This window comes from Brucella sp. (assembly GCF_032066345.1).
Classification (GTDB): Bacteria; Pseudomonadota; Alphaproteobacteria; order Rhizobiales; family Rhizobiaceae; genus Brucella; species Brucella pseudogrignonensis.
This window is the reverse complement of record NZ_DAMBKZ010000030.1, coordinates 21,077-41,307: the sequence shown is the minus strand read 5'-3', so window position 1 is coordinate 41,307 and position 20,231 is coordinate 21,077. Positions and strand designations below refer to the sequence as shown.

The window sequence follows — 20,231 nt, the reverse complement described above, 5'->3', positions numbered from 1 at the left end:
CGAAGGAAACGCCCTGTGCGAGCGGCAGAGCCTTCGAGTAGTTGATGGTGTTGGTTGCGCGGCGCATATAGCCCTTCCACGCATCCGAACCCGATTCACGGCCGCCACCGGTTTCCTTTTCGCCGCCGAACGCGCCGCCGATTTCAGCACCCGAAGTGCCGATATTGACGTTTGCAATACCGCAATCCGAACCTTCAACCGAAAGGAAGCGCTCTGCTTCCTGCAGGTTCAGCGTGAAGATCGACGAAGACAGGCCTGCGCCAACTTCGTTATGGCTCGCAAGTACGTCGTCGAAGTCGGAATACTTCATGACGTAAAGGATCGGTGCGAAGGTTTCTTCGAGAACCGGACCCTGCTGCTTTGGCATTTCGACGATAGCCGGACGCACGTAGTAAGCGTTTTCATGGCCAGCATCGACGCGTTCGCCGCCCTGTACCTTGCCGCCGTGAGCGGCTGCTTCCTTGAGTGCCTTCTGCATGTTGTCGAAAGCAACCTTGTCGATCAACGGACCAACCAGAGCTGTGGTTTCGAGCGGGGAACCAACGGTAACGCTGGCATATGCCTTCTGCAGACGTGGAACGAGAGCGTCGTAAACGCTTTCATGTACGAACAGACGACGGAGCGTGGTGCAACGCTGACCAGCGGTGCCCATTGCACCGAAAGCGATTGCACGCAGCGCCATGTCGAGATCGGCCGATGGGCAGACGATACCGGCATTGTTGCCGCCGAGTTCGAGGATTGCACGCGCAAAACGCTTTGCAAGGCGTGGACCAACTTCGCGGCCCATGCGGGTCGAACCGGTTGCCGAAAGAACAGGAACCTTCGGGCTGTCAACGAGAACTTCACCAACCGTACGGTCGCCGAGTACAACTTCAGCCAGACCTTCTGGAGCATCGCCAAAACGCTTGATGGCGCGCTTCAGGATTGCGTCACATGCAATAGCGGTGAGCAGGGTCTTTTCCGATGGCTTCCAGACAACCGAGTTGCCGCAAACGATAGCGAGAGCGGAGTTCCATGCCCAGACAGCAACAGGGAAGTTGAAGGCCGAGATAACGCCGACGACGCCAAGCGGATGCCAGGTTTCCATCATGCGATGGCCAGCGCGTTCGGTTGCGATGGTGAGACCGTAGAGCTGACGCGACAGACCGACTGCGAAATCGCAGATATCGATCATTTCCTGTACTTCGCCGAGGCCTTCCGAAGGGATCTTGCCAGCTTCGAGCGAAACGAGACGGCCGAGATCTTCCTTGGAAGCGCGGAGTTCTTCACCCAGAAGGCGGATCAGTTCGCCACGCTTTGGAGCTGGAACAGTGCGCCAAGCGCGGAAAGCTTCGTCAGCCTTGTCGATGATCTTGACTGCATCTTCTTTGCTGTGAGTTTTGATCGAAGCGATCTGTTCACCGGAGACCGGGCTGAAGCCAGCGAGGTCGCCCGACGTGTAAATGGCTGCGTCAACGCCAAGCTTTGAAAGCAGATCAGCGGCTTCTTTTTTCACGTCGAGTTTTTTAACAGCGGTGTTCATGTTTATCCTCTTAACCTGTCTGATTATTCTGCTGCTTCAAGACCGCTCAGGCGGGCCTGTACAGCTTCGATGGATTCGCGTTCGATGCGAGCATAATGCTCGAATTCATTAAGAACTTTGGCGCCAAGGTCTTCCTCGAAACGCTTCTGGTTCGGGCTTTCCACAAAATCCTGCGCGTCGTCGTCGCCCAGATTGGACTGGAAGATACCAGCGGCACTGACCGGCAGGAAGTCTTCATAGATGATCGGATCGAACTGGACTGCGCCGCCTTCGATCAGAGTTTCAATATCGGTATCAGGCTTGAATGCTGCAAGACGTGCGGCATCCTTGACCGAATAGGCGAAATAGCCAAGCGCTTCTTCACGCACGCCTGCCCATGTGTCAGGGAAAGCGGCAAAGGTGTCGCTCAGTGCCTTCACATATTCAGCCGAGTTTGAACCATCTGGCGCTGGGCGCGCAACTGCGCGGGTGTCGTTGAGCAGCTTGTCGTAAAGCGCGCGACCCTTTGGCGTTAACGCTACGCCACGCTGTTCGATTTCACCGAAACGGGCAGTGTGGGAGCCTGGGGTCCAGGTGCCGTCTGCGCTTACGAACGAAACTTCTTCTTCCAGTGCCTTGAACGAGGTCTGGCGCAGAAGGATCGGGCATTTGCGGGTTGGCGGACCTTCGACAACTGCCTTCGGGTTGATGCCGCGATCTGGCATCTGAACCTGCACGGCGTCGATGTCGAGCGTGCGTGGTGTCAGGTGGTTGATGTGCGGACCCTTGAAGGAAACAACGTCGGCGATCAGGCGATGCGCATCGTGGAGGCGATGGTAAAGCTCGGCACTGACATTGGCATGATCGTGCCAGCGGAAAGTTTCGAGCACTTCTGCAACGAAGGTCTTCGCATCACCTTCATCAAGGCCACCATTGGCTTCCGCCTTTTCGACAAGCGCAATCGCGCCCGGCGTGAAGATGTTGCGCTTCGCGAGCACGTCTTCCGATTCTGCGCGCAGCTTCTCATCAGAGATCAGATCAAGGCGCAGCAATGAGGTGAAAACACGGAACGGATTGTGCTTGAGTGCTGCATCGTCGATCGGGCGGAAAGCGGTGGAATGCACTGGCACGCCAGCAGCGCTCAAATCGTAGTAGCCAACCGGGAACATGCCCATGACCGAGAAAACGCGGCGCATCATCGACAGCTCAGCGGCAGTGCCCAAACGAATTGCACCGTGACGTTCTTCGGAAATGCGTTCGAGCGAATCTGTTTCCGTCAGACGCTCATGCAGATGCTTGTCGTCTGCGAGAACCTTTGCGTTCACATCGGAGACGAGTTCCATCAATGTGCCATAAGCAGGCACTTCTTCCTTATACATGGCCGACATAGCTGCCGAAAAGGCGGAGCGAATGGCGTCCGGTGAAACGAATTTCTGCGCGTTCATTGCAAGAGCTTCCGTAGAAGTTGGATCGTCTGCTTGGGAGGTATGTTAGAAAATAAAAAACACACCGCGATTATGATGAAAATGTATCATATCAGCCGTTTTGCCGTTATGATCGCGACGAACGCAACTATGTTAATGCGAGATTGGAATGAAGCTTAGCAGGAGACTGATCCCCGACATTGCCACGCTACAAGCGTTTGAATGTGCGGCCCGACATGGCAGTTTCACGCAGGCCGCCAACGAATTGAACCTCACGCAGAGTGCTGTCAGCCGTCAGATCAAGGATCTGGAAAGCCAGCTCGGTGTATTGCTGTTTGAGCGCATCCGCCAGCGCATTCTTCTCTCTGATGCAGGACGAAAGTTCCTGCCGGAAGTGCGGCGTCTGCTCAACCAGACTGAGGACACGATGCTGCGCGCCATGGCGTCGGCGCAGTCTACCTCTTCATTCAGCGTGGCGACGCTGCCGACATTTGGTACGCGCTGGCTGATGCCGCGTATTCCGGATTTCGTCGAAAAACATCCCGGCATTGCAATCAATGTGGCCTCGCGTTCCGGCGTTTTTGACTTTGAAGAGCAGCCTTTCGATCTTGCCATCCATTATGGCCAGCCGGTCTGGGCACATGCGACCTGCACTTTCCTATGTTCAGAGGTGATTGTGCCTGTTGCAAGCCCGAGCCTTCTTAAAGCGCGCCATCCGGCAACCCCGGAAGAGCTGGAAAACGAGCCGCTGCTGCATCTCGCGACACGGCCTAAAATGTGGGCGCAATGGTTTGAAAGCTGTGGTGTTGAAGGCAAGTCCGCTTATCGTGGCCACCGTTTTGATCAGTTTTCGATGGTGATCGGGGCGGCACTTGCAGGCCTTGGCTTCGCACTTTTGCCGCTTTATCTGATTGAACAGGAATTGCGTAACGGCGAACTGGTCATGCTTTTCGAGCAGCCGATGCGGACCGAGAATGACTATTATCTTGTGGTTCCGGAAGGCAAACTTGAGAACCCGCTGACACAGGTCTTCTGTCAGTGGATCGCAGGGCAGGTGGGGAACGTCGTTCTTTAGTATAGGTCATTCCGAATAGGCATGAATTGTTGCAGAAATATTGCTGTTCTTGTGGCTTCCACAGCATGAAATAGTTGCGACGGTAAAAACCGCCAGTTTTCCAAAATAAGAAATGGTTGCCTTCAATGTTGAACGATCCTCGCTCGCATGGTCTTTGGGAGAAGACCGCTCCAGCCGCACCGAAGACTACATCGCTGAAAGGCGATCTGTCTGCCGATGTGGTGATTGTGGGCGGCGGATTTACCGGCCTTTCGACGGCTTTGCATCTGGCTGAAAAAGGCACCAACGCTGTCGTGCTGGAAGGCATTGAAATCGGTTACGGCGGCTCGGGCCGCAATGTGGGCCTCGTCAATGCGGGCATGTGGGTTATGCCGGATGATCTGCCGGGCGTGCTTGGTCATCAATATGGCGACCGTCTGCTCGATGTGCTCGGCAATGCGCCGAAGCTGGTTTTTGAAATCATCGAGAAACACAAGATTGCCTGCGAAGTTGAGAAACAGGGCACGCTGCATTGCGCTGTTGGCAAGAAGGGTCTCAAGGAACTTGAAGACCGCTACGAACAGTGGGCGCGGCGCGGTGCCAATGTAAAACTGCTCGACGCGCAGGAAACCGAAGCCAAGGTCGGCACCAAGGCCTATTCCGGGTCGCTGCTCGATCTGCGCGCCGGTACAATTCAGCCGCTTGCCTATGTGCGCGGGCTTGCACATGCAGCCGTTGCTGCCGGTGCCCGGATTTTCACGGGAAGCCCTGTGACCGGTGCCAGCGAACAAAACGGCAAATGGGTGGTCAAGACTGCTTCCGGTACGGTGACAGCCGATTGGATCGTGGTTGCAACCAACGCCTATACCAATGTGCCGTGGCCGGAAGTGCGCGCCGAGCTTGTGCACCTTCCATATTTCAACATGGCCACCAAGCCTCTCTCGGACAATATCAAGCGTTCCATTCTGCCGGAGCGTCAGGGCGCATGGGACACCAAAGAAGTTTTGTCGTCTTTCCGTTTTGACCAGCAGGGCCGTCTTGTGTTTGGCAGCGTCGGTGCGCTGCGCAATACGGGTGCGAGTGTGCATAAGGCATGGGCAAAGAAGTCGCTCAAGCGTCTCTTCCCGCAAATCGGCGAAGTGGAATTTGAGTCGGAATGGTACGGCAAGATCGGCATGACCAATGACAGTCTGCCGAAGTTCCATCGCCTCGCACGCAATGTCGTGGGCTTCTCGGGTTATAACGGACGCGGTATTGCGCCGGGAACAGTGTTTGGCAAGCATCTTGCAAAGCTGGTTTCAGGCGAGATCGGGGAAGCTGATCTGCCACTGCCGGTTAGCGATCCGAGGGAACAGAGTTTCCGTGGTCTGCGCGAAGCCTATTATGAAGCGGGCGCTCAGGTAGCACACGCGGCTGAGATAATTATCTAAAGCTGCTTCACATTGTCATATAATTGAAGCCTAAGCCCTTTATGGCATCCGCATCGCTTCCGGGGTGGAAGAGATGCGGAAGGCAAATCAATCTGAAATGCCCTTCTGCTGACCCTTAGTCTGCCGGAGGGCATTTTGCTTTCTGAAATCGTTTCCGATTTTCTGGCAGATGTTTTACAGACTTGTTTGACAGGTGAGTCATGAACAGGAATGATCGCGCTTCTCGATATGACAGTATCTGCGCCATTTCAGCTCGTATGCAGCGTAATCACGCTGGAGCAGCGGCACATGCTGCTGAAAATCACACAGAAATTCGAGGAGCAAACTCCATGACCAAGATGTTGAAGCGGGCTACGGCCATTCCAGCTCTTCTTGCTCTGTCCATGGCTGTCGCACAGGCTGACACGCTGACGCTTTACACGTCGCAGCCGGAAGCCGATGCGACCAAGACGGTTGAAGCTTTCCGCAAGGCCAATCCGGACACGGATGTGCAGATTTTCCGTTCGGGAACGAGCGAACTCCTCACCAAGCTTGCCGCTGAATTTTCAGCTGGCGCGCCACAGCCCGACGTTCTGCTGATCGCTGATGCGGTGACGATGGAAGGTCTCAAGAAGGACAAGCGCCTTCTGTCTTATACGGATGCCAAAGTTGATGGTTTTGCAGCGGATAGCTATGACGCCGACAAGACTTATTTCGGCTCCAAGCTGATCACCACTGGTATCGCATACAACACGGGTGCGAGCCAGAAGCCTGAACATTGGGCCGATCTCGCCAAGGCTGACTATAAGGACCAGGTTGTTATGCCAAGCCCGCTTTATTCGGGTGCTGCGGCCTATCTCCTGAGCGGTTTCGCGCTCAACAAGGATCTCGGCTGGGATTATTTCAAGAACCTCAAGACCAATGAACTTGCAAGCGTCAAGGGCAATGGCGCTGTGCTGAAGTCAGTTGCGAGTGGTGAAAAGCCATATGGCATTCTCGTTGACTTCATGGCGCTCAATGCCAAAGCCAAGGGTTCGCCGATCGAGTTCGTCTTCCCGTCGGAAGGTGTGCCTGCTGTGACCGAACCCGTTGCGATCATGGCGACCGCCAAGAACGTCGATGGTGCCAAGAAATTCGTTGATTTCATCCTGTCGGACGATGGCCAGAAGCTGGCACTTGAGCAGGGCTATCTGCCTGCCAAGGACGGCGTTGGTCGCCCTGCATGGCTGCCAGAAGGCACCAAGATCAACATCATGTCGATCGACACCCAGAAGGTTCTCGATCAGACTGATGCCGACAAGAAGCAGTTCTCCGAGCTGTTTGGCGGATAAAAAGCGAAAATGCGGATGTTTCGAGATCTTCAGGGCCGTGATACGGCCCTGATTGTTGGTGTAACGCTGATTGTTGCGGTGCTGTCGCTTCTGCCGATGGCGCGTCTGCTTGTTGAGCTTGTTGCGCCGCAGGGACAGCTTTCGACATCCGTTCTTTCAGAAACATTGAGCAACCGCTCGACATGGGTTGCCACCTGGCATTCCCTGCAGATCGGTATTGGCGGCACGCTGCTGGCGCTGGTATTTGGCATTGTTGCGGCGTTGCTCGTTGGCCTCACAGATATGCGCGGGCGCAATGTCTTCGTGCTGTTTTATGTGACCCCGCTGCTGATCGCCCCGCAGGTAACAGCACTTGCATGGCTCCAACTTTTTGGGCCTTCCAGCCAGTTCCTCAAGATCATCGGCATGGCACCGCCGCTGGGAAGCCGCAATCCGCTCTATTCTGTCTGGGGCATTATCTTTCTGCTGGGCGTGCAATATGGACCGCTGGTCTTTCTGATTGTGCGCGCTGGTCTGCGCAAGCTTCCACGCGAGCTGGTGGAAGCGGGTCTGAGTGCCGGTGCCAGTAAATGGACTGTTCTGCGCACCATCATTCTGCCGCTGATGACGCCATCGATTATCGGCGCTGCGGCGTTGGCTTTCGTGTCGTGTGTCGGCAATTTCGGCATCCCGGCGTTTCTCGGGATTCCGTCGAATTACCTCGTTTTGCCAACGCTGATTTATCAGCGTCTTGCGGGCGGTGGGCCAGCGGTGCTCTCCAGCGTCGCAGTGCTTTCTGTGCTGATCGGTCTGATCGCCATGGCAGGGATCGCAGCGCAAGATTACGCCTCGCGCCGTCGTGATTTCCGTATTGTTTCAACGTCGCTTCCAGCTGCACCTTTTGCGCTTGGCGTATGGCGTATTTGGGCGGAACTGGCTGCATGGCTGTTGATCGTGATCGTGCTGTTTCTGCCGCTGATTGGCCTAACGCTTTCAGCACTGGTTCCGGCCTATGGCGTGCCGCTTACATTTGCGACGGCAACGCTTGAAAATTTCCGCTTTGTCATGCTTGAACACAGCGGATCAGCCCGCGCTTTTGGCAATAGCCTGATGCTGTCCTTTGCAGCGGCTGTCTTTGCTGTGCTGATTGCGGTTCCGCTTGCCTATATGCTCGCTTGGCGCAAACGGCGCTGGACGCCGATCCTCAATTTTGCAGCCGAGATGCCCTATGCGTTACCGGGCGTGGTGCTGGCTATTGCTTGCCTGCTGATGTTCTTAAAGCCGCTGCCGGTGGTGGGTGTCAGCCTCTATAATACACTCTGGATCATCCTGTTTGCCTATCTCGCACGCTTCTTTGTGCTGGCGCTCCGGCCAACGGTTGCTGGCCTTCACCAGATTGACCGTGCGCTGGAAGAAGCCGCGCGAATTGCAGGTGCTGGTCTTTTCTATCGCCTCAGGACCATTATATTTCCTCTTGTCGCACCAGCGACGCTTGCAGGCGGCGTGCTAATTTTCATGACCGCATTCTGTGAGTTGACGGTTTCGGCGCTTCTCTGGGCGTCGGGATCGGAAACGCTGGGCGTGGTGATGTTTTCTTTTGAACAGGCGGGCGATTCCGCCTATGCGGCTGCCATATCTATTCTGGCCGTTGCGGTGACATTCATGCTGATGCTTGCAACAAATCTGTTTGCGCGGCGTCTTCCAAACGGGGTGCTGCCATGGCGCGACTGAAAATCGCTTCTGTTTCCAAGGTCTTCAACGATTTTCAGGCCCTGTCTGAAGTGTCGCTTGATGTGAAGGACGGCGAATTTGTTGCCATTCTCGGACCATCCGGCTGCGGCAAGACCACGCTTCTGCGGATGATTGCAGGTTTTGAAGATGTCGATGGTGGCGAAATCCATATTGGGGACAGCCGCGTTTCCCATGTTGACGGCAACGTGCCACCGGAAAAGCGGCAGGTTGGTATCGTCTTCCAGAATTATGCGCTCTGGCCGCATATGACGGTCGCCGAGAATGTCGGCTATAGTCTGCGGGTGGCAAAGGTTGCCAAAGCCGAGCGCGAGGCCCGCGTTCGCCAAGCGCTGGCGTTGGTCGATCTGGACGGTTTTGGTGATCGCCGCCCGGCCAATCTTTCAGGTGGTCAGCGGCAGCGTGTGGCTTTGGCCCGCTGTCTGGTAGCAGCCCCTTCGCTGGTCTTGTTTGACGAACCGCTTGCCAATCTTGATGTGCATTTGCGTGCTTCGATGGAAGACGAGTTTGCGGCTTTCCACAAGCGCACCGGTACGACGATTATCTACATCACGCATGACCAGGCCGAGGCCATGGCGCTTGCTGACCGGATTGCGGTGCTTGATCACGGCAAGCTTCAGCAGTTCGATACGCCGCGCAAGCTTTACGAGGAACCGGCCAGCGAAATGGTCGCGTCCTTCATCGCGCACGGCATGGTTCTGCCTGCGGAGGTCGTGTCTTTTGCGCAAGCGGGACATTGTGAGGCGCTGGTGCTGGGAAGCCGTGCTGAGGTGCGTTGTTCCGGGATTGAAATGCCGCGTGCCAATGCGCAGCTCTGCGTTCGCGCAGAAGATCTGGCATTGACCGAAACCGGCGGCATCTCTGTGCGGGTCAAACGTTCTGTCTATCGCGGTGGCGGTTCGCGCATCGAGGCACATCCGCTGACAAAACCGGATATTCATCTGCATTTTGAAGTGCGCGATCCGGTAAGACTGGAAGAAGGCGATGAGGTTCGCATCGCTATTCGCGGTGGCTGGATTATTCCCACCGATGAAATGCCGGTGAGAAAAGTCTCAACCGGCTTTCCAATCGGCAACAAGATTTAGCTTATTTCTTCTTCATCGCTTCCAGAAGGGCTGCACCGAAACCGCCGGTTGACGGCTGTTCCTGTTTGCGCGGGGTGAAGTTTTGCTTTTGTGCAGGTTTCGTGTCGCGCTGCGCATTGTTGCGCGGGGCAGGGGCTTCGCCGCCGTCTTTGCGCATTGTGAGGCCGATGCGCTTGCGTGGCACATCCACTTCCGTCACGCGCACCTTCACCACATCGCCAGCCTTGACCACTTCATGCGGGTCTTTGACAAACTTATCAGCGAGCTGCGAAACATGGACAAGTCCGTCCTGATGCACACCGATATCGACAAAGGCACCAAAGGCAGCAACGTTTGTGACAGTGCCTTCCAGCATCATGCCGGGTTTCAGATCCTTGATGTCATCGATGCCATCGGCAAAGGTGGCTGTCCTGAATTCAGGGCGCGGATCGCGGCCCGGCTTATCAAGCTCGGCGATAATGTCACGCACGGTTGGCAGACCAAAACGCTCATCGACAAAGACGCGCGGATCGAGGCTTTTAAGTGCTGCGCTATCACCCATGAGGCTGCGCACATCGCGGCCGCAGGCGGAAACGATCTTTTTGGCAACGCCATAGGCTTCAGGGTGAACGGAGGACGCATCAAGCGGCTCGGTGCCGTTGGCAATACGCAGAAAGCCTGCGCATTGTTCAAAAGCGCGGTTGCCGAGGCGAGCGACTTTCAGAAGTTCCTTGCGGTTCTTGAAGGCACCGGCGTCATCGCGATGCGCAACAATTGCTTCGGCGAGCGACTTTCCCAGGCCCGATACACGCGCCAGCAGTGAGGCGGATGCCGTGTTGAGATCAACGCCGACAGCGTTCACCGCATCTTCGACCACTGCATCGAGCGAACGCGCCAGACGGGACTGATCGACATCATGCTGATACTGGCCAACACCGATGGATTTCGGCTCGATCTTGACGAGCTCTGCCAATGGGTCCTGCAGTCGGCGGGCGATGGAAACGGCACCACGCAGCGATACGTCGAGCTGCGGAAATTCGTTCGCTGCAGCTTCTGACGCCGAATAGACCGATGCACCTGCTTCCGACACGATGACTTTGAGCGGCTTTGGCGCTGGCAGGTCGTTGAGCATATCCACGACAAGACGTTCGGTTTCGCGGCTGCCTGTGCCGTTGCCAATCGCAATCAGCTCGATCTTGTGTTTGCGGATCAGGCTTGCAAGCTCGGCCTGGGTGCCACGCACATCGTTTTTTGGCGGAAACGGATAGACCGTCGTTGTGTCGAGCAGTTTGCCAGTGCCATCGACGATTGCGACTTTGACGCCGGTGCGGATGCCCGGATCAAGACCCATGGTGGCACGCGAACCGGCTGGGGCGGCGAGCAAGAGGTCTTTCAAGTTGCGGGCGAAGACGTTGATGGCTTCTTCCTCGGCGCGTTCACGCAGGTCGCGCATGAGGTCGAGTGACAAGGAGAGCGAGAGCTTGACGCGCCATGCCCAGCCTGCAACTTCCATCAGCCAGCGGTCGCCGGGCAGGGTTGCGCCGATATTATAGGCGGCTGCAATTTTGCGTTCGACCGGCTTTACCGGCGAGGTATCATCAGCATCGATTTCAATGTCGAGCGACAGAAAATCCTCGTTGCGACCGCGCAGCATGGCCAGAGCGCGGTGGCCTGCAACATTTGCCCAGCGTTCGGAATGGTCGAAATAATCGGAGAACTTCGCGCCTGCGTCCTGTTTGCCATCGACAACGCGCGAGCGCAGAACAGCGCGATCTTTGAGATAGTTACGCAGATTACCGATCAGTTCAGCATTCTCGGTGAAGCCTTCGGCAATGATGTCGCGCGCGCCTTCAAGAGCTGCTTTCACATCGGCAACGTCGCCGGTGACATATTGCGCGGCAATATCCGCTGGAACCAGCCTGCGGTCGCTCAGAATAGCTTCGGCAAGCGGGCCAAGACCACGTTCGCGTGCGATTTCCGCTTTGGTGCGGCGCTTAGGCTTATAGGGAAGATAGAGGTCCTCAAGTTCGGCCTTGGTCTGGACGCCTGCGATTTTCAGCTCCAGTTCCGGCGTCAGCTTTTCCTGCCCGCGGATCGATTCCAGAATGGAAGTGCGCCGTGCTTCAAGTTCACGCAGATAAGAAAGTCGCTCATCCAGCGTGCGCAGCTGCGTATCGTCAAGGCCGCCGGTGACTTCCTTGCGGTAACGGGCGACGAACGGCACAGTCGAGCCTTCATCGAGAAGACCAATGGCTGCTATGGCCTGTTCGGGCTTTGCGTTGATCTCCGCTGCAATGATTGCGGCAATTCGCTTAATATCGTTGGCCATATTCATTCCAATCTCAAATCTTTACGCGAACATAGTCGGATAGGTTTTTGACGCAATCACGACCGTCATAATGGTCCACAGGAAAGCATATATATTCTTTGTTCACGCGCCTGTGAACGCGCAGGGTCTTTTAAAATCGGAATTGAGCGATACATATATCGTGAAATGACGATATGAATGAAGATCAGCGAGGTGACCATGATGTCGGACATTCAATCTGTAGCACAGCCTAATTCATTGGCTATGCCGTTGGACGAGATACTCAAAGCACTTGGCCATCCAGTTCGTCTCGACATTTTAAGCTGGCTCAAGCAGCCGGAGAAGCATTTCTCCGCTCAGCACATGCCCCTGGAGATGGGTGTGTGCGCCGGTCAGTTCGAGCGGTGCGGCCTCTCCCAGTCCACCGTTTCTGCTCATTTGTCCGTGCTGACGAAAGCGGGGCTGATTACGCCCCATCGCGTTGGCCAATGGACCTTCTACAAGCGCGATGAGGAGGCGATTGCCGCCTTGCTCAAATCACTGTCCGATCTTTAATCTCATTTGCCCAATCGTTCCCACTTGAAGGAAATGTATCTATGGCCACATTGTTCGATCCAGTTACAGTCGGCGATCTCAAGCTTGCCAACCGTATCGTTATGGCACCGCTGACGCGCAATCGCTCGCCCCGCGCTGTGCCAAACGACCTCAATGTCACCTATTATGAACAGCGCGCAAGTGCTGGTCTCATCATCACCGAGGCAACGCCGATCAGCCATCAGGGGCAGGGCTATGCCGATGTGCCGGGCCTTTATTCGGACGAGCAGCTTGCAGGCTGGAAGCGCGTCACCGACGCTGTTCACAGCGCAGGCGGCAAGATCGTCGTGCAGATGTGGCATGTGGGCCGTATTTCGCACGACAGCCTGCAGCCAAATGGCGGCAAGCCGGTTGCGCCTTCGGCCATCACGGCCAAGTCGAAGACCTATCTCGTGCATCCGGACGGCACCGGCGAATTTGCACCAACCTCAGAGCCACGCGCGCTTGAAAAGAGCGAGCTTCCGGAGATCGTTGCGACCTATGCCAAGGCTGCAAAGGATGCGGTTGAAGTGGCTGGTTTTGACGGCGTCGAAATCCATGCTGCAAACGGCTATCTGATCGACCAGTTCCTGCGTTCGGACAGCAATCATCGCACCGATGAATATGGCGGCTCCATCGAAAACCGCGCACGATTCCTGTTTGAAGTGGTGGACGCAATCACCAAGTCGGTTGCGCCGGGCAAAGTTGGTATTCGTCTTTCGCCGGTAACGCCTGCCAATGATGCATCAGATTCCGATCCGCAGCCGCTGTTTGATTATGTGCTCGAAAAGCTTGCCTCTTACGGTCTTGCATATGTTCACATCATCGAAGGTGCGACCGGCGGCCCACGCGATTTCCAGCAGGGTCCACAGCCATTCGATTATGCGCGTCTCAAGCAGGTTTATCGTGATGCCGGTGGCGAAGCTGCCTGGATGGTCAATAATGGCTATGATCGCGAACTGGCTGAACAGGAAATCGAAAGCGGTCGCGCTGATGTGGTTGCCTTTGGCAAGCCGTTCATCTCCAACCCTGACCTTGTCCGTCGTTTGAAGGACAATTCACCGCTCAACGAGCTGGATCAGCAGCATATGTATGGCGGTGGCGCTAAGGGTTACACGGATTATCCGATCCTCGCCTAATAGAAGTGAAAAAAGCCGCCATGCCAGTCTGCAAATGGCAATTTGTTTGCGTTCCGATGCTCATGTACCCGAAAGTACACTCCGCTTCGGTGCTCGAAAATCACCATTTTCGCCACGGCCTGCCGCTTTTTAATTCAGACACTTACTCATAAAATAGAAAGCCTGGCCTTGAGCCGGGCTTTTTTATTAGAGACGTGCGCGCGTTGAGCGCGGTGTTGCCAACAATAGATTGGTTTCGCTGGCCTTGATCCCCGGCACCAGCCGGATGCGGCGCAGCACAGCATCGAAATCTGTCAGCGTTGCAGCGCCCAGCTCCACCACCAGATCGAAACGACCATTGGTGGTGTGGATGGCTGAAATTTCGGAGAAACCGCCAAGCGCTTTGACCACACGGTCGGCGACATGGCCTTCGATTTCGATCATCATGATACCGCGCACCGGCAGATCAACAGCGTCAGAGCGCAGGATCACCGTATAGCCGATGATGTCGCCGGACTGTTCCAGACGTTCCATGCGGGAGCGGACGGTTGCGCGCGAAACGCCGAGATCGATTGCCACATCCGAAATGCTGCGTCGGCCATTGTGACGTAAAAGCGTGATAAGCTTTTCATCCAGATCGTCCATGTTTTCTCCATTTTGAAAAGCCAATCCGACATTCTGATAAACCAAACCGTTAAAATTGCCAATCCGGTTGCTTCACATCGCCAAGCTTAAATGGTCAATCTATGGCGATAGAGCGGCTCCAGTTGCTACAGAATCGTGAGCCGCTCCATCTTTTTGTTACTATGCATTTGCCTACGCAAAACCGCTTCGCACTTTTGCTGGAAATGCTTTAATTTCTCAGGAGCAGCACTTTATGCATTGCAAGATTTTGGGATTGCCGGTTCAGGAAGGCACTGGACGTCTGGGCTGCAATATGGGGCCCGACGGTTATCGAGCCGCTGGCATTGCGGATGCGATTCGTGAACTCGGTCATGAGTTTACCGATCTGGGAAATCTGGCCCCGGCTGAACAGCGCCCGCTGACCCATCCCAATCCTGTGATCAAGGCTTTGCCGCAGGCTGTCGCCTGGATCGAAGCCATCAGTGAAGCCGCTTATCGTGAGAGCGAAGACGGTTTCCCGATCTTCCTCGGTGGCGATCATCTTCTTGCAGCAGGCACTGTTCCCGGCATTGCACGTCGCGCCGCGGAAAAGGGTCGCAAGCAATTTGTGCTGTGGCTTGATGCGCATACGGATTTCCATACGCTGGAAACAACGGGCAGTGGCAATCTGCATGGTACGCCTGTGGCCTATTATACGGGCCAGAAGGGCTTTGAAGGCTATTTCCCGGCATTGGCAGCACCGATTGATCCAGCCAATGTCTGCATGATGGGTATTCGCAGTGTTGATCCCGCAGAACGCGATGCGATCCAGAAAACTGCTGTGTCTGTTTTTGATATGCGCCTTATCGATGAGCACGGTGTGGCAGCGCTGCTGCGCCGCTTCCTGCAGCGCGTGAAGGACGAAAACGGTCTTCTGCATGTGAGCTTGGACGTCGATTTCCTTGAGCCGTCGATTGCGCCAGCTGTCGGCACCACGGTTCCGGGCGGCGCGACCTTCCGTGAAGCGCATCTCATCATGGAAATGCTGCACGACAGCGATCTGGTGACAAGCCTCGATCTGGTTGAGCTTAACCCGTTTCTCGATGAACGCGGACGCACCGCAACGGTGATGGTCGACCTGATGGCGAGCCTGTTGGGCCGCAGCGTCATGGATCGTCCAACCATAAATTATTGAATTCAGAAACCGCATTCGCTGCTGGCGGATCAATGGTCTGCCGCTGAATGCTAAGGAGCAAGAATGACCCAACCGAACCTCAATATCGTCCCTTTTGTCAGTGTCGATCACATGATGAAGCTGGTGCTTTCCGTCGGTGTCGAAACCTTCCTCAAGGAACTCGCCGATTATGTGGAAGAGGATTTCCGTCGCTGGGAAAGCTTCGACAAGACGCCGCGCGTGGCTTCGCATTCCGATGAAGGCGTGATCGAACTGATGCCGACAAGCGACGGTACGATGTACGGCTTCAAATATGTGAATGGTCATCCAAAGAACACGCGCGACGGCCTGCAGACGGTGACGGCTTTTGGCGTTCTCTCGGATGTTGGCAGCGGGTACCCGATGCTTCTGACCGAAATGACCATTTTGACGGCGCTTCGCACTGCTGCAACATCGGCCGTTGCGGCCAAGCATCTTGCACCAAAGAACGCACGCACGATGGCGATCATCGGCAATGGCGCGCAGAGCGAATTTCAGGCTTTGGCGTTCAAGGCAATTCTCGGCATCGACAAGTTACGTCTTTACGATATTGACCGCACGGCTTCGGAAAAATGCGCGCGCAATCTCGAAGGCGCAGGCATTGATATCGTGATCTGCAAGGATGTCGAAGAAGTGGTTGAGGGTGCGGACATCATCACCACCGTAACCGCCGACAAGCTCAATGCCACGATCCTGACCGACAACATGGTTGGCGCTGGCGTTCATATCAACGCGGTTGGCGGTGATTGCCCCGGCAAGACCGAGCTTCATGGCGATATTCTGCGTCGCTCGGACATCTTCGTCGAGTATCCACCGCAGACTCGCATCGAAGGCGAAATTCAGCAGCTTCCGGAAGATTATCCCGTCAATGAATTGTGGGAAGTGATTACTGGCAAGACTGAAGGCCGCAAGGATGCGCGTCAGATTACGCTGTTCGATTCGGTCGGCTTTGCTACGGAAGACTTTTCGGCACTGCGCTATGTTCGCGATAAGCTCCAGGATACGGGCTTCTATGAGCAGCTCGATCTTCTGGCTGATCCGGATGAGCCGCGCGATCTTTACGGCATGTTGCTGCGCCACAAGCAGCAGCTTGAGGCGGAACAGTCCAAGCCTGCCGCATAAAACTTCAAAGCCTGCCTCTTCATCAGAGGCAGGCTTTTTGTTTTGTCTTAGACGCTGATCTTATCCGAAGATAGGTTCCTACTTTTCCGCGATATGTTTTAGAGAGGCTTACGCGAATGGCGCGGGGTAGAAATCGTCCCGCCATGGGTTGCGATTGCCATTTCAAAACTATCGGCGATACGTCGGGCGCGATCGATAAAGACAATGGCGCCTTCGGGCGGGAAAACCTCGCGCGCCGTCTGTTCAAACAGCTCCAGCCAGCGGTCGAAATGATCGCCTTTCAGGCCAAGTCGCAGATGCGGCGGCATGGGGCGCCCTTCATAGCTGCCGGTTTTCAGAATGACCGATGACCAGAATTCCGCGATTTGATCAAGGTGGTGATCCCAATCCGCCACCGCTTGCGTGAAGATTGGGCCAATGACGGCATCTTCCCGCGCACGTCCATAAAACGTGTCGACCAGTTGTTTGATAGACGCTTTGTCGATGGATGGATGGGGCTGGTTTATAAGAGCGGTCATTTTCGGTGCCAATTGGATTGCTGCCGCAAGAACGGCCTTCGAGCCTGATATAGGCCTGCAATTCCCTTGATGCCAGAGAAGCTTTGCCGCACATGCCCGGAAGCCGCTGGCAATAACGTCTTTAAGCGGTTTCAAGACATATCTGATTTTTAATCGCGCTTTGGTTGTAATCTGATGAGCCAAATGAGGCTGAAATATTTGGAATCGTTCGCGTTTTACGACTGCAGTTACCGACGATTTTCTTGCGCGGCCTTCAAATATGGAAATTATTTCCATTTAATTTAAGTTTTCGCGACCGGAGTCTAGCTCTGAACAAAGCGAAAAAATAACGGCTGATGTAAAAAATAACATTACTTCTAATTTTAGTATTTACTAATTAAAGTTTTTGCTCATGATTTCGGGCAATATGCTTATTGCTATCTATTTATTATGATTTAGTTTTAAAGATATTCACAAAAATGAAAGGAGATAGGTTTGATTTTTTAATAGATATTATTAGTTTAGGATAATCCGAAATATCAATGTTTATGGAGGATATATGCCAAATACAGAGGGGAATTTGGTTGCATTCCATGATGTAAGAAACGTTGAAGCTATTGAAATTCTAAAGACAAGTTCTGATCACGGCTGGAAAAACTTGTTTGCCTACACGGCACGTCTGCAACCATTTAATTCCGTATTCCAGCCCGTCGATTCGCTATTGGTTGCCATGGTCCTTAAAGGGCATCTGCAAGGAGCTTGGCAGATAGGCGGAGAGTTATCGGAACTTTATCTGCAGCCCGGATCAATTATTGTAATTCCTCCGGACGAGAGTTTGAAAGTTTCGATAAATAGTAATGCTGAAGTTATAAATATATATATATCCAAGAACCTGATGGATGATGTTTTTCTAGAATTTTCATCCGTTAGCAATAACCTATTCAGGCTTGACTACAGTCTTTCCATCTATGACGAATTCCTGGAACAGACAATTAATTCCGTTAAAGATATACTGTATGTCGGTGGACGGTTTTCATCCATTGAAGTGCAATATATAGCGCGTCTTCTTGTTGCGCGTGTCGTATCGAAATATTCTACACTGACATCGGGTGATCTTAACCCTGATGCTGGACTTTCTCTTCCTACACTTCAAAAGACATTCGATTACATCGATGAAAACCTACATCGTCGCATTGTTATCGATAAGCTTGCCAATACCGCCGGAGTGGGGGCTGCGCAATTTGCCCGTCTGTTCAAGAGGGCAACGAATGTCACGCTGCACCAATACATCATTCGCCGCCGCGTTGATAAGGCGCGCGACCTTTTGATGGAAACGCAGATGCCGATTGCTGAAATCGCGCATGAGTGCGGTTTCGCAGATCAGGTCCATCTTACTCGTTTTTTTGGGAGAATTATTGGAACAAGCCCTGCATCCTTCAGGAGAAGAGCTCAACGATAGGTAGTCCAAAACATACAACTTAATTAGTACATTTTGTATTTATTATACAAAAGGAGTCGATATCAGCATAGACAAACCTCTACCGATAACGAAATTTTGAGACGGGTATTTATCGTCTTCGAGGGGTGTTCTCCGCAACTATTATGAAGTGCAGATTTATGGCTTTACTTTACGCAAGGTTTATACTTTGCGGTTGGTCCTATTTGTATTTAATATTTAGTTCACATTTTAAATAATATTGATGCCATAGATAAGCGCTCTCTCAATAGTTCGAGTTCTGTTTCACATAGGCCCTTGAAGCTCAGTTTCGGTTGAGGAGAGAGTCATGGTTGCAGTTGTTACGAATAAGGTGAGCGGCAGCTCGCGTACCATTACTGGTGATAACATCGTCCTTTCAGGACCTAGCATTGTTAAACTGTCGCTCAATCCAGATGCGATAGCGGAATACCAGAAGGTTGGCGACGATCTCCTTATTCGACTGCATAATGGCGAAACAATCCGAATTGTTCATTTCTATACGCATTATCAAAACGGCGAGGATAACGACCTCGTCCTGCAGGATGATCATGGTAAGCTGTGGGCCGGTAATCACAGCGATGGCTTAGCCGATTTCAATTTCTCCGAGATACAATCCGTTGATCAGCTTGCCGGTGGCGGCGGTGGTGGTTTGGGCCCGGTTCTGCTGGGCCTTGCTGGTCTGGGCGCCATAGGTGCCGCGATCGGAGCATCGTCGCGCGGTGATGATGATAATGACGCGGACGCAGATTCTGATGCCGACGCGGATGCCGATTCTGACAATGAAGCGCCGAATGCGCCTACCGTCACTGTCGGAGAAGATGGGCGCACCATCACGATAAAAGGCGAGCCCAACACAACAGCGAAAATTCACAATTCGCAAGGTGAGGTAATCGGAACTATTATCTTGTCGGGCGACGGTACTGGCACGTTTACTCTTCCTCCGAGCAATGGACAGAATGTTACTGTTACCTTGACTGACGGATCGGGTAACCAGTCGCCTGGAACATCAGCAACTTTGCCAGATACGCTTGCGCCGAACGCTCCAACGGAACTTGACGTCAATGATGACGGTACGCAGTTGACCGGTAAGGGCGAACCGGGCGCAAAGGTTATCGTTCGCGGCCCTGATGGTACTATCGTTGGTGAAGGCACTGTCGACCAGAACGGTAATTTTACAATTAGCCTTAATCCCCCCCAAGATGACGGACAGCTGCTTTCGGTGACACTCACTGATGCGGCCCAAAATGTTTCAGGACCTGGTTCTGTAATTGCTCCTAATGTGGTCGAAGGCGATGCGGACGCAGATGCTGATGCCGATGCCGATGCTGACGCAGATGCTGATGCCGATGCCGATGCTGATGCTGATGCTGATGCTGACGCCGACGCAGACGCAGATGCTGACGCAGACGCAGACGCTGATGCCGATGCCGACGCAGATGCTGATGCTGATGCCGACGCAGACGCTGATGCCGACGCAGATGCGGATGCGGATGCTGATGCCGACGCAGATGCTGATGCCGATGCCGATGCTGACGCAGATGCTGATGCTGACGCGGATGCCGACGCGGACGCCGATGCTGATGCGGATGCCGACGCAGACGCTGACGCTGATGCGGATGCCGACGCTGATGCCGATGCTGATGCTGATGCCGACGCAGACGCTGATGCCGATGCGGATGCCGATGCTGACGCCGACGCAGACGCTGATGCCGATGCTGACGCGGATGCCGACGCGGACGCCGATGCTGATGCGGATGCTGATGCAGACGCCGATGCGGACGCAGATGCCGACGCAGATGCTGATGCTGA

16 protein-coding genes are annotated in these 20,231 nt (G+C 54.3%); 11 read left to right on the top strand and 5 right to left on the bottom strand.

The genetic code is table 11. The features are described 5' to 3' along the window. Window positions 1–1,522: aldehyde dehydrogenase family protein (locus RT142_RS23015; protein ID WP_313031873.1), on the bottom strand; the 1,522-nt coding region annotated here is incomplete at its 3' end. Window positions 1,523–1,545: 23 nt separating this feature from the next. Next, window positions 1,546–2,946: a VOC family protein gene (locus RT142_RS23010; protein ID WP_313031870.1), complete on the bottom strand. Its 1,401-nt coding sequence runs from the start codon at window positions 2,944–2,946 to the stop codon at window positions 1,546–1,548. Window positions 2,947–3,094: 148 nt separating this feature from the next. Here RT142_RS23010 and RT142_RS23005 point away from each other — a divergent pair, with 148 nt between their 5' ends. The 5 genes from RT142_RS23005 to RT142_RS22985 all read left to right on the top strand — a co-directional run bounded on the left by RT142_RS23005 (window position 3,095) and on the right by RT142_RS22985 (window position 9,532). Beyond that, on the top strand, window positions 3,095–4,000 hold the full coding sequence (locus RT142_RS23005; protein ID WP_007876178.1) for a LysR family transcriptional regulator: 906 nt from the start codon (window positions 3,095–3,097) through the stop codon (window positions 3,998–4,000). A gap of 125 nt (window positions 4,001–4,125) precedes the next feature. Next, complete coding sequence (locus RT142_RS23000) at window positions 4,126–5,409, top strand: NAD(P)/FAD-dependent oxidoreductase (protein WP_064320917.1); 1,284 nt, start codon at window positions 4,126–4,128, stop codon at window positions 5,407–5,409. Window positions 5,410–5,738: 329 nt separating this feature from the next. Further along, a complete protein-coding gene (locus RT142_RS22995) occupies window positions 5,739–6,719 on the top strand; it encodes an ABC transporter substrate-binding protein (RefSeq protein ID WP_313031862.1) in 981 nt (326 codons plus the stop codon). A 9-nt stretch (window positions 6,720–6,728) separates the two neighbouring features. Further along, a complete protein-coding gene (locus RT142_RS22990; RefSeq protein ID WP_112805558.1) occupies window positions 6,729–8,429 on the top strand; it encodes an ABC transporter permease in 1,701 nt (566 codons plus the stop codon). Beyond that, a complete protein-coding gene (locus RT142_RS22985) occupies window positions 8,417–9,532 on the top strand; it encodes an ABC transporter ATP-binding protein (protein WP_313031860.1) in 1,116 nt (371 codons plus the stop codon). The genes RT142_RS22990 and RT142_RS22985 overlap by 13 nt, the downstream gene beginning before the upstream one ends. A 1-nt stretch (window position 9,533) precedes the next feature. Here the strand turns inward: RT142_RS22985 and RT142_RS22980 are convergent, their stop codons facing one another. Then, a complete protein-coding gene (locus RT142_RS22980; RefSeq protein ID WP_313031856.1) occupies window positions 9,534–11,840 on the bottom strand; it encodes a Tex family protein in 2,307 nt (768 codons plus the stop codon). 243 nt (window positions 11,841–12,083) lie between these two features. Between RT142_RS22980 and RT142_RS22975 the strand changes: the two genes are divergently transcribed. Both RT142_RS22975 and RT142_RS22970 read left to right on the top strand, forming a co-directional pair. Then, window positions 12,084–12,374 (top strand): ArsR/SmtB family transcription factor, encoded by a 291-nt coding sequence (locus tag RT142_RS22975; protein ID WP_007876169.1) that lies wholly within the window; start codon window positions 12,084–12,086, stop codon window positions 12,372–12,374. Window positions 12,375–12,415: 41 nt separating this feature from the next. Next, window positions 12,416–13,531 (top strand): alkene reductase, encoded by a 1,116-nt coding sequence (locus RT142_RS22970; RefSeq protein ID WP_007876168.1) that lies wholly within the window; start codon window positions 12,416–12,418, stop codon window positions 13,529–13,531. Window positions 13,532–13,717: 186 nt separating this feature from the next. On the opposite strand, the gene RT142_RS22965 is transcribed toward RT142_RS22970, so the two are convergent. Continuing rightward, window positions 13,718–14,155 carry an Lrp/AsnC family transcriptional regulator gene (locus RT142_RS22965; RefSeq protein WP_007876167.1) on the bottom strand — a complete coding sequence of 146 codons (438 nt, stop codon included), beginning with the start codon at window positions 14,153–14,155 and terminating at the stop codon, window positions 13,718–13,720. Window positions 14,156–14,387: 232 nt separating this feature from the next. On the opposite strand from RT142_RS22965, the gene rocF reads away from it, so the two are divergent. Further along, a complete protein-coding gene (gene rocF, locus RT142_RS22960; RefSeq protein ID WP_064320911.1) occupies window positions 14,388–15,308 on the top strand; it encodes an arginase in 921 nt (306 codons plus the stop codon). Between the two features lie 63 nt (window positions 15,309–15,371). Next, a complete protein-coding gene (locus tag RT142_RS22955; protein ID WP_313031851.1) occupies window positions 15,372–16,448 on the top strand; it encodes an ornithine cyclodeaminase in 1,077 nt (358 codons plus the stop codon). Between the two features lie 98 nt (window positions 16,449–16,546). On the opposite strand, the gene RT142_RS22950 is transcribed toward RT142_RS22955, so the two are convergent. Next, window positions 16,547–16,966: a group III truncated hemoglobin gene (locus tag RT142_RS22950; protein WP_215775599.1), complete on the bottom strand. Its 420-nt coding sequence runs from the start codon at window positions 16,964–16,966 to the stop codon at window positions 16,547–16,549. Between the two features lie 538 nt (window positions 16,967–17,504). Between RT142_RS22950 and RT142_RS22945 the strand changes: the two genes are divergently transcribed. Together RT142_RS22945 and RT142_RS22940 are read left to right on the top strand one after the other, a co-directional pair. Continuing rightward, entirely contained in the window at window positions 17,505–18,404 is a 900-nt protein-coding gene (locus RT142_RS22945) for an AraC family transcriptional regulator (protein WP_313031847.1), read from the top strand. A gap of 325 nt (window positions 18,405–18,729) precedes the next feature. Next, on the top strand, window positions 18,730–20,231 hold a 1,502-nt coding region (locus RT142_RS22940), incomplete at its 3' end, for an Ig-like domain-containing protein (protein WP_313031844.1).